Raw genomic sequence first — 10,863 nt, 5'->3', positions numbered from 1 at the left:
CCTGATGCTTGTGTGCGCCAGGCTAAGGCATATCGCCACGAAGGAATGGGGTACCAAGAGATACCTGAACATGAAGCATCTCTACGAGCAGGAAAAGGAAAACGAGCTGAAACGGGAACAGGAAAAGGACGGAAATGTAGCCTAGATCTGATGTTGGAACAAACTATTTTTGAGAAAAACCCTTGACACTACCCAAAGAGTCCGATAGCATTCGGCTTGATATTGTTCAAAATCCTATCCGCTACTTGACGCTGCACATGGTCTATATCTTTAACACCATATATAGAGCCATCATCATTGACTCCAATGTAGATATGCCCGCCTGTAGAATTCAGAAAAGCAATTACAGAACGTTCGAAAGTTTCGGACAGTTCTCGCTTGTATTCAACAAGATGATTTTCTTTGTTCATTACGCCTCCATTGAGTTGTTGAGGCGTCCCCTTTATTCCGAAAGTTCAGAATAAAAAAAGACGCATTTTTCCATTAGACGGAAAAACACGTCGGGCATTAATGTACCTATTATGTCCAAAGTTGGCAAGGGGCTTAATGAAATTTTACATTCGTGCGAGTTTATTCAAACAGCCTTGACGGTTCGAGTTGCAGGTCGGATTCGCCAAGGAGTTTGTAGAGATTCTGGCAAAGTATGTAGAGGGCGGCGAGGGCGTTCATCACATTTTTCAAGTGCGCAAGCTGATAGTTCGGGATTCCCTTTTCCGGAACATCTGCACGGAAATGCTTGACCAGGTTATAATCTTGCCACCAGCCAGCAGCCGACTCACTGTCGAAACCGGCAAACGGAACAAAGTTGATAATCTCGTAAGGATATTTCGTAGAAACCCTTTGATCTTTAATCTTCGGGTCGTCATTCACAATGACGGTCATTTTCTGCAAGATGTTCTTGACCTTCGAAGGAGCCTTCACAACCTTGCAATATTCTTCTGCAATGGAATCAATTTCGCTGCAGATATTCAAAAAAAGATAAGTGTAACGACTGGAGAACGTCTTGAAGTTGCTCTTGTCAATCGTCACGAACTCATCCGTTTCAAGGAAGTCCTTTTCAAGTAGAAGATACTGCTTCCAGAAGATTTTGGAGAAGATTTGGGGAGTCATTTTTGTAGCCTTTTAATTGTTTTTAATTTTCCGCAGCTTCATCTAATTGTCGAGTAATATCTTCCTTAAATTTTCTCAACACAAATTCCTTTTTGGTGCCTATTTGCAAAGGTATGCCCAAAATCACTTTTTTTATAAGAGCTTCAGGTGTTTTTAGTAGTTGAGACAATGCCCGAATATTCAACTTCCCATACAAACTATAACGCAACAACAAATCATTTAAATCTAGCTCATGTCTAGAATACAATTCTTCCAAAGCAAACATTTCTTTTGAATTATCCATTCGTGATTTAGGAATACCCGAGCCAACAACATCAAGTTTAATTGTTTTAGGGATCCTATAGACATTTGTTGTTTTAAAAGGAACCTTATCCTTACGACGCATACGAAAAAACGCAAAATTTTTATCTAGAATATTCTTTTTTTCAAATGATTCCTTATATGGATAAACAATATCTCTATCATCATCTCTTTTTATTGAATTGCAAATACCACATGACGGAATCATATTATATAAAGAACAAGAAAAATAGGGATATTTTGATTTAGGTTTAAAGTGATCTATTTCTGCAGTGTTTTTTTTCCCAACATTATCCCTCTCATAAGTATAAATGTATTGCCTATTGCAATATGGGCAAACATCAACACCTAATTTTTCACACAATACCTTTGTATTCCAATCTTCACCATTATTACTTGCTTTGAAGCGATCATACCACAATTTGTTTTTATTATACCATGTCGTCCATTTAGAATGGCCCGGCATCATTGAAAAATCATCATATCCAAAAGCAATAAGCAATCTTTTTTTTTCAAGTCCTTTCTTTTTCCCATTTAGATTTATAAAACGAATAAACGAATTTTCTCCTGTTTCAGAAAATTCACCAACAACTAAATTTTTCAACCTTTTATAAAACAACCTTCTTTTTTGAGAAGTACTTAATTTTTTCTCTGATGAATCAAAAAAAACTACATGTTTTTTTATATAGCTATAATATGTAGGAAAAGGGAAAAAAGAAAACTTCAGTTGCATTACTCGAAATTTAAACCAATTCCAATGAATTTGTTCTATCGACTTTTTGGTCGTGGGATCTAATACAATCTGAATCATAGCTTACTCCAACAAGCATTTAATTACAGGATCACCAATATTTTGGCAAATCGCATCCGCCTCATGTTTATATTCTTGCAATTGCTCTTCAGTAAGCATTTCATCAGGATTATCAGGATTTAATCCCTTACGGATATTTAAAATTCTTTTTACATATTCCTCAGCTACGGCACCAATCGTACTATCCATAAAAAAAGAACTATAGAACATTTCTCCAATATTTCCTGCAAATGTTTTGGCAGATTTTTTTATGATGGTATGCCACAGATTGTTCTTCTTTTCTTTATCTAAATATACAACATTATGAGCAAATAAGTCTGATAATAAAAAAGGAGAATGTGTAGATAAAATTAATCCAAAATGCCTTGTTGCAACAATTTCTTTTCTTTCCAAATACGACTCTCTATCATCCGGTCTGCAATCAGCCAGAACTTGAAATTCCTGCATAACATATTCTTTTACAAACTTGAAGTTATCTATAAAATTTTTCCAAAAAAGTCGTTTCCATTCAGGATGTAAAGACTCATCCGGTTCGTCCATTGTCAGATAATATCCTGAACATTCACTTATTTGAGTTAGTGCAGCGTACCATATATAGCGCTGTTTTAAGGATGATATTTCACCATCACTTAAATCGGATAAATATCGCTTTTCTCCATCAATTATAGCAAAACCATGATAATAAAATAAATCCATATTAAACGAGTGATGAATTATAGTTTGAAATGGTCCAATTAACAACTGAAGCTTTTCTTCCAAATTTAATTTCACATTATCAAAATCAGAGGTATTATAACACTTAAATTCACCATGTTCATCAATCAAAATACATTTTATCGACTGTGTTATTTCATTAATTTTATTACAAACATCTTGATCACATAATGATCTTAGCAATTCAAATTTTTGCTTAAAATAACTTAATATATCAGCAGGATATATAATCGTATTTTCTGTTTCTAAATCACTCCAAAATTCTTTTTCTTCTAAGAACTGGAAAAGCATAATGAAGCCAACTGGATCTTTACAAAATTCTTCTTCAAATAGAGCATCATTAAAAATTTTTCCACAAAATTCTTCTATATAGAATTTTATATTTGAAATAAAAGTTGGTCGAGGCTTTATACAAAAAAAAGGCATCAATTCATTGTCTTTTTCAAATTTATACAGCAATGGATTTTTCTGATATATCTGGAAAAAACGAATTCCAAAGAAAAAAGGTTCTTCCCGAATGATATTTTTTGAATCTCTATCAGCCAGTGGGGTTAACATTGAACACTCTGAAAGATGTTCAATCGGTCCCCAAATAGGATGGGTCAATTTTACATCACTTGCATTCAACTCGTCTCTATAAACTTTTAAAGAAATTTTATCGCTCGATATATATTTTCCTGAGGAATCACGCAAAACAACAGCAACATTTTCCATTCCCTTACGCAACGCATCTAACAACGTTGTCTTTCCAGTTCCATTTTCTCCGACAAAAACCTTAACATTCAGATTTTCTCTTTGAAAAAGATCCAGCTCTTTCTTTTCAAATACACTCACACATGGACAATCAACACCATTACTCTCGGTAACAGCGCAATCTATATTGGGGTGCAACGAAACACATTGATTGTACCATGTTTTCAATCGTTTTATATATACAAAAGCCAATTCGGCAGATGCATAATCAAATGACGGATCATTTTCATTACGATACATTTTACTTCCTCATCTTTTTTCGCGACATTCTTTATTGGTTCAGCAATTTCAGCACAGGAGCCTCAACACCATCAGGTATAATAGGATTATCTGACGCATCAATTGCAACAACATCCACATCATTAGGGCCTATTTCCCAGGCATTTCTCACAACGAAATTCCGAACCCTAACTTGAGGCAACGATTTTAGGTCACTAGGGGAAATAATTCCGTTTTTTAAGCCTATTGGAACAAATATCAATTCACCTGCCCTGGCATACTCATTACATATCTTATCCAGATTATCAAAATCTCGAGCATCCATTTTGTGAATTCTTGAACATACTGCTATTTTATCATCTTCTTTTACTTCATTTAGCGCTGTTGTTATATGAACCTTATAGGCATACGGATAATTTTTGTCAAACCCTTTTATTATTGATATTCGTAGAGGAAGATTTTCTTCTCGCTCTAGTGAATTCCACTCCTTGAAAATTTGCATTCCAGCGGCAAAGTTTTCATAAAATAACGCTACTGATAATGGGGAGGTTCTTAAACAACCTAAACCAATCCATCCAGCAGCATCCCATAATGGCTTGTTAATAATGGATTGAACTATAACCGTTTTTTGAACATTTCCTTTTCCGCACTCAACTTGAGCAAAAGAAACCTCTTTTTGCGGAAAAACTTCGTCAGTTTCCTTTACCCAATCGTCAAGCCTATATTTCATTTGAGGGCCAAAGATATAGTTCTTATTATCTTTGTGCAAATGAATTAAAGAAACTCTTTCTTGTACATATTCTTCCTTATACAGCTTTTCTAATAATGCCAATGGTTCTTCTTTTGGCAAATACACATTGCTGAAAACATAAGCAAAAATTTCGTTTAATGATTCAATGAATTTTTTAGAATCATAATGTTCAACATCGCATGCAAAATAAACTTTGGGTGTATTTTCGGCTTTTTCAACATTAAATAGCGAATCATTAGGTTTGATTTCAATGGTAAATCGCTTTTCCATTGGCATCATACTTTCTTTTGCAGACGCAAAAAGACATTCTAAATAAGAAAGCATTATTTCAACGTATGATACCGTAATCTCCCCATAAGTAAAAAGAGCGACTATTTCACATCCATTAATGAGAGTCTTGCATTCTGCTTTTTCATTATGGAAAAAATTATTTTCATAAAAGAACTGATCTTTTATTGGTTGCGATGTCACCGCACTATAAAATTTTTCAAAGCTTTCAAATTGTTCAATAAATTCGGGACTCAGCTTTTCATTATATCCTAGTAATCCATATGCACAATCTTCAGTAGTAACAAAAGCTAGGCGTGATAAAATATTCGGAACTTTTTCTAAAGAGTTCTTTTCGTTTTTACACAAACAAAGCCTTGCTGTTAGGTAAAGTTCAATATTCTTGGATTCATTAATTATTTCTTCTGGAGCAGAAAGGGCGCATTCCAAACGTTTATACAATTCATACCAACACCACATCACTGTAATTCGACCTATTTGTAGTTCATTTTTACATAGCATTAGCACACTATGCAAAAGAATGCCAGAATCATCCAAAGAAGAAGTCTGCATTTTCTTTAACTCGAAACGACAGACTTGTATAAGGCAACTATTTGAGGCATAGAACAAGTTTTCTTCTTTATATACACAAGCTAGAGCAAACAAAACTCTTGTTAAAATAGGAGACTCATCGCTTTTTAAAGTCAAGGCTAAAGTTCTTCCCAAATACCGCAATGCATCTTTATAATTTCCTTTATCAATTTTCTCTATGCCTCGTTTATAGAACAAAAAACTTGCTTCTGTATCAGATGCTAGCTCAGCTTCTTTTTCTATAACCCAATCAAGCAGTTTTTCAAACGCTGAATTATCTCCTATTTTTTTCCCTATATTTTCCACAGTTTTAAAAAGACTATCTATCGGTATATCTAGATGAGATAAGGCTTTATTTAAAAGTTGTTGAAGATCTTTGATTGATTTTTCAGGAACATTTTTTGAAGGAAGCAAATTCATTATTTCAACTTGTCTTTTCCAAATTGCTAGATATAGTTTAGAGGATACAAGTTGTAGATTTTCGCATTTCGTTTCAATTTCATCAAAAAAAGCCAGTTCTTCATCTTCTTTAAAAGAAGTATCCTTTCCATAAAAAGGAGAATAACGTAATAAAATATATAGAGTAATCAGTTTTTCTATTTTGTCAACCGAAATATTATCTTTAATCAACTCCTTCATATGTTGATAGCAAGATAGGGTCAGTTCGGGCATTTCTAACCAATTATTTGCTGTAAAAGCTTTCTGATAAAGAATATTATACGTCTGAGAAGGAATTCCTACTCGTTCACAATTCGTTAGTGCTCTATCAAATTTCCCCAAAATTTCACTCGGGGAACGCTCCAATGATCGAGATAGCAATGCCGACTGGAGTAAATCTTCAATGAATAAATAATCAATTCCAAAATAGCAGCCTTTATTATTTATCCTTTCTTCGATTTCTTTAAGTTCTCTTTCTCGCTCCAAATCTCTTGGCCCTAATTTCTTTTTCTGTCGATAATTTTCCGAGAGATGCAACGAATCTATTACAACATTCAATAAATCCTGATTATACGCCCCTTCTAAAATCCATTCTCTATCAAGAATTTCAACATCAATACCAAATTCCTTTTTTAAAGAATCTTGTTTATCTTTTTTTTGTTTACTTGATGGCTTTTGATTTGTTATAAAGAAAATCTTATCATAACCACGTTGTGTTTCTACGATTTTCTTTACATCACTTGTGATTTTAGGCAGCCAATCAGATTTCGCACTAACTGCAAAAGCCCATTTTCCGCCAACACTGCAATATTCCGAAGGCGTAAACCAGTGAAACGCTATTTCTTCTGCAACGGAATGCGTTTCAAAATCAGTTTTTCCATCACCCCCGCCTGTAGGTCCAACTTGAGGAATAAGATTAGGTGCAATCAATCTTTCGGCAAAACGTTTCGCCAACGTTTCAAATTCATCTTGTTTTTGATTAATTGAGATTTGCGATAAGATGTAGTCTAATTGTTCACGAGGTAACAAAACTTCATGTTCATAAGAAGAATCTGAAAAACGTTCTGGACGAAGTTGTTTATAAAAATCTTTAATTGACTGCATATGAATCTTTCCTTTGTATTAGAGTTACCGACTAAAATACTTTCTCGTCAATGCCACCAAAAATGCTCCACCCAGGAATACACCCAATATGCCTTCAATAGCAGCACATAACTGCGCCCATTCTACAGGTTTGATATCTCCATATCCAACTGAAGTCATTGTTATGACAGAAAAGTATAAAGAATTCCAAAACGAGTTATCTATGTTATCAGCAAAAGGCTGTTTGCCAAACGCAAAAACTACTGCAAATAAAATTATCAATCCAAAATACCAAGCTATGATTATTGCAGGCTTTATCATTCCTCCAAATATTTTATAGAAAAATGACCATGGTAATTTTAGATAGACTAAATTTTTGTAATAAGTCAGGTCAGCATGTTCATCTACAGTAGTGCAAAAATTATTTCTTTCTAGAAATTGTGCGCATTCTTCAGTTTCATTTATTTCGGCTTCTTCATAATCTTTTTCAGGATAATCAGCTGCCGAAATATCCATTGGAAAGCGAACCCATTCTTCTGTTATATTCTTTGTAGTCAGAGTTTTTTTTACATCAATCTTAAACATTCCTTTTTCAGAAATATTTACTTTTGAATCGGAACCTATACGTAGAACTTCAACAAAAGAATCGTATAAAGACAAATCAAATACCGTGGCGTTATAAAAAACCAACCATCCAAAAGTACTTTGAACTAATTCTATGGAACCAAATTGTTTTCTAATTTCAATTCTATCTAAAGCAGATCCTTGAATTACTACAGAACTATTTGAATTCTTTCCAAATATTCGAATATATCCAAATATAAATGACTTATCTATCATTACATTCGAATTATCTCCATTTAATACAATATCAACTCCGCCAAAAAAAACACAATTAGTCAGTTCAATTTGGTTTACCTCAAATCGTATGGCATCCGTTTTAAAAATTTTTCCGCTTGCATTGTATTGGCAATTTTTTACTAAAGAACATTTATATTGTTGTGAGAACGAAAAACATTTTTCCGTTTCTATTTCTAAAATAGATCCATCGCTTAGCGATTCACCAGAATATCTCGAAAAAAAGTCCTTGCAATCTTTTCTGCTTTTATTTTTTATTTCTTTTAAAAGATTCATAGTACTTGTTTGAGAATTTTGAAATGGTTGATTATCTACTTCAACCTCATAGGTTTCCCCTTCAAAACTGATTCGAAGTATTTTTCTCATAGTATCGTTACACTCCCATTTTGGAGAGGAGAAGGGGTTTCATTTCATTCAGTTTATTGATTTCTAGTTGATGTAAGGATATTTTTCTTAATATTGGATAGATTACAGAATTGAAATTTTTCAATGTATTTTCATCAGGTATCGCAATCGGATATTGCCCCATGACGTTGGCATTCGCTTGCGGTTGGGCCGAACCTTGCTGATTAGCAAAGATGAAATCCTTGTATTCTTGAGAATCGACAGATAGTCCTAAATACCAATTATATATTTCATCAATTGGTTTTAAGCGAACTAGGAATGATGCGTAAACAGCTTCTGGAATTTCACCACGAATCTGTTTCGCGTAACCGATATTCGCTCCTGTTCGAGAAACAACGATATCACCTTCTTTCAACTGATACTTTTTATACTCAGACTCTGTTATTGGACAGTGGGGAACTGAGTTCCAGTCTATCTGAGAACCAACGATGTCGGTAATTCTCAAGAATTTTGGTCCAACCTTTTCTTCCGTTGCAATTTCAGTGTAACCATACTGTGTGGTTACCAAATCCGCGACGGTTCCCATCCTCCACCCCTGCGGCAGATTGTTGGGGTCGATGTTGTCGACGAAGGTGTGGCGGTAGAGTGTTTGGGCGGTTTGTTCGAGGGTGGCGATGAGTTTCTTGTTGGTTTCGATGCGGGTGGCGAGGGTGTTGTATTCGGCGACGATTTCGCGCTGTTTTTCTATCGCGGGGACGGGGACCTGGACTTCGCACATTTCTTCCCAGTCAAAGACTTCGCGGGCGCTGCCGTGAGAATGGAATCGGGCGTAGCGGTCAAATTCCGGGCGACGGAACCACATCATCAGATATTCGGGATCCAGGGCATTCTTGTCAACGACTTCAAAAACGGTATAGGCCTGCGAAATGATGGCGTCGTCATATCCGTCCAACAAGGCGACTGAAATTTTATCACCATTGCGAGACGTTACGGGACCATAAGCAAATTGCCCCTTGGTCACCACTTTATAGGCAGACAAATCTGTGCCGACGATATTGGCGATAGAGGGCATGAATTCTTTCGTGATGCTCACGCCAAGTAACCGCGTCACTTTCAAGTCCCTGTTCCGCACATCTACGGGCCGTATGTAGTCTCCAAGCCGTTTCATATTCTGCCCTGTCATAGATTCTCCAAGTCTATCAAAACCATCCACGAGCCTTTTCTTGTCGTGCCTTCGTGCTTAATCGCGGGGACTTCAAGTTTACCTAGTTTGTTCAAATAATACTTGGTGGTATTCAAGTTCATTCCCAAGTATTTTGCAATTTGACCCTGAGTTGCACGTGGATTGGCTACCAGATAATGCATAAGTTTAATTTCAATCGGCAAGTATTTTTGAGTCGATTGGGTGGCGGATTGGGTGGTCGATTGGGTGGCGGATTGGGTGGCCGCAGTCTCTTGCTTGGCAAAAAATGCAAGCATCACATCTTCGGGATGTACGGTATATTCAGTCTTGACTCCATAATCCTTACAAAGTTTGCACATGTTTTCGATGCCCCTGCCCCACGCTTCCACGTAGCCCGCCCTAAAGAACGCGTTTGCGATTTTGGGGTTGTATTGTTCCGAGCGATGCCTTTGCATCAATGTTTCTGCAGTCCAATTGGCCGGGAAAATGCAGTCATTGCTTATAAGAACTTCGTTCTCGTGTATGCGAATTTGAATCGGGACTCCGGACGAGTAATTCGAATGCATCAGGGCATTGTAAACGGCTTCGCGCATGGCATCCTTTGGAATGGGGTAGCGTTCCACCCGGATCAGGCCGTCGTAACTGATGCGTGCCTTGAAATACTTGAGGTAAATGAGTTCTACGACTCGATCCGCCTGAATGAACAACGAGCCGTAAATTTCATCCTGGTATTGCAAATCGGGCCCATCGCCAAAAAAGCCTATTTTCACGTATGCGCCGCCAAACCATTTTTCCGGCTTGCGGTGAAAAAGCAAGACTGCGGCCCGGGTCAATTTTCCATCTACAACCAGATTCAGGCTGTCCAACAGTTCTTCGTCCGTCATCGACAAATCTTGCGCAGTCATCCGGCCCGACTTTTTCGCCTCCCGGCGGAAGATGTCGAAGCTTTCCTTGTCCAAATCCCTAAAGCTGACTCCATCGACAGGGACCGCGTCCCATTTTGTTCCGGTCTTGTTCAGCAAAAACTGCGTGAGCGAAGCACCTTGCAAAAGCTGCTTTGTGCTCCCGGTCCGGTAATGATATTCGCCTTTATAGTTTACGGGATATGTACTCGGAGAAATCGAGATTTCGATGTATTCCTTGGAATCTACAGAAAGCAAGTTCACATCGACCAACAAACCCAATGCATCCCTGACTTTATTCGGGATATCTTCCATGAGCTTCTTGGCATTCTGCAATCCGACGACACGCCCCTTGTCATCTACGCCTACAAAAATCTTTCCACCTTGAGCATTCGCAAAACCGCATATCCACTTGATATACTCGTCTCGCCACGATTCCTTGTACTCGATATTTTGACTTTCGGGCATATCGTTCCTTAAAGGTTAATCTCTTGGCTAATATACATTCAACCGCTTTTGTATGCAATAGCGCCTGCTT

At 36.8% G+C, this 10,863-nt stretch carries 8 protein-coding genes; all 8 read right to left on the bottom strand.

The genetic code is table 11. From position 1 onward, the window contains the following. Positions 1–188: 188 nt before the first annotated feature. Entirely contained in the window at positions 189–410 is a 222-nt protein-coding gene (locus B4A77_RS10425) for a helix-turn-helix domain-containing protein (RefSeq protein ID WP_290740533.1), read from the bottom strand. 160 nt (positions 411–570) lie between these two features. Beyond that, the gene (locus B4A77_RS10420; RefSeq protein ID WP_290740530.1) at positions 571–1,110 is read right to left on the bottom strand and encodes a hypothetical protein; all 540 of its coding nucleotides are present in this window, start codon (positions 1,108–1,110) and stop codon (positions 571–573) included. Positions 1,111–1,132: 22 nt separating this feature from the next. Continuing rightward, positions 1,133–2,221, bottom strand: a complete 1,089-nt coding sequence (locus B4A77_RS10415) for an HNH endonuclease (RefSeq protein ID WP_290740527.1) — start codon at positions 2,219–2,221, stop codon at positions 1,133–1,135. Between the two features lie 3 nt (positions 2,222–2,224). Beyond that, the gene (locus tag B4A77_RS10410) at positions 2,225–3,928 is read right to left on the bottom strand and encodes a hypothetical protein (protein ID WP_290740524.1); all 1,704 of its coding nucleotides are present in this window, start codon (positions 3,926–3,928) and stop codon (positions 2,225–2,227) included. 31 nt (positions 3,929–3,959) lie between these two features. Next, positions 3,960–7,058 (bottom strand): hypothetical protein, encoded by a 3,099-nt coding sequence (locus B4A77_RS10405; protein ID WP_290740521.1) that lies wholly within the window; start codon positions 7,056–7,058, stop codon positions 3,960–3,962. A gap of 24 nt (positions 7,059–7,082) precedes the next feature. Beyond that, positions 7,083–8,261, bottom strand: a complete 1,179-nt coding sequence (locus tag B4A77_RS10400; RefSeq protein ID WP_290740518.1) for a potassium channel family protein — start codon at positions 8,259–8,261, stop codon at positions 7,083–7,085. A gap of 7 nt (positions 8,262–8,268) precedes the next feature. Then, a complete protein-coding gene (locus tag B4A77_RS10395; protein WP_290740515.1) occupies positions 8,269–9,423 on the bottom strand; it encodes a restriction endonuclease subunit S in 1,155 nt (384 codons plus the stop codon). Then, the gene (locus B4A77_RS10390) at positions 9,420–10,793 is read right to left on the bottom strand and encodes an RNA-binding domain-containing protein (protein WP_290740512.1); all 1,374 of its coding nucleotides are present in this window, start codon (positions 10,791–10,793) and stop codon (positions 9,420–9,422) included. Before B4A77_RS10390 ends, B4A77_RS10395 begins: the two co-directional genes overlap by 4 nt. Positions 10,794–10,863 lie beyond the last annotated feature (70 nt).

This window comes from Fibrobacter sp. UBA3718, assembly GCF_002371935.1.
GTDB lineage: Bacteria > Fibrobacterota > Fibrobacteria > Fibrobacterales > Fibrobacteraceae > Fibrobacter.
The sequence above is the reverse complement of the archived record's forward strand: the minus strand, read 5'-3'. Positions and strand labels throughout refer to the sequence as shown.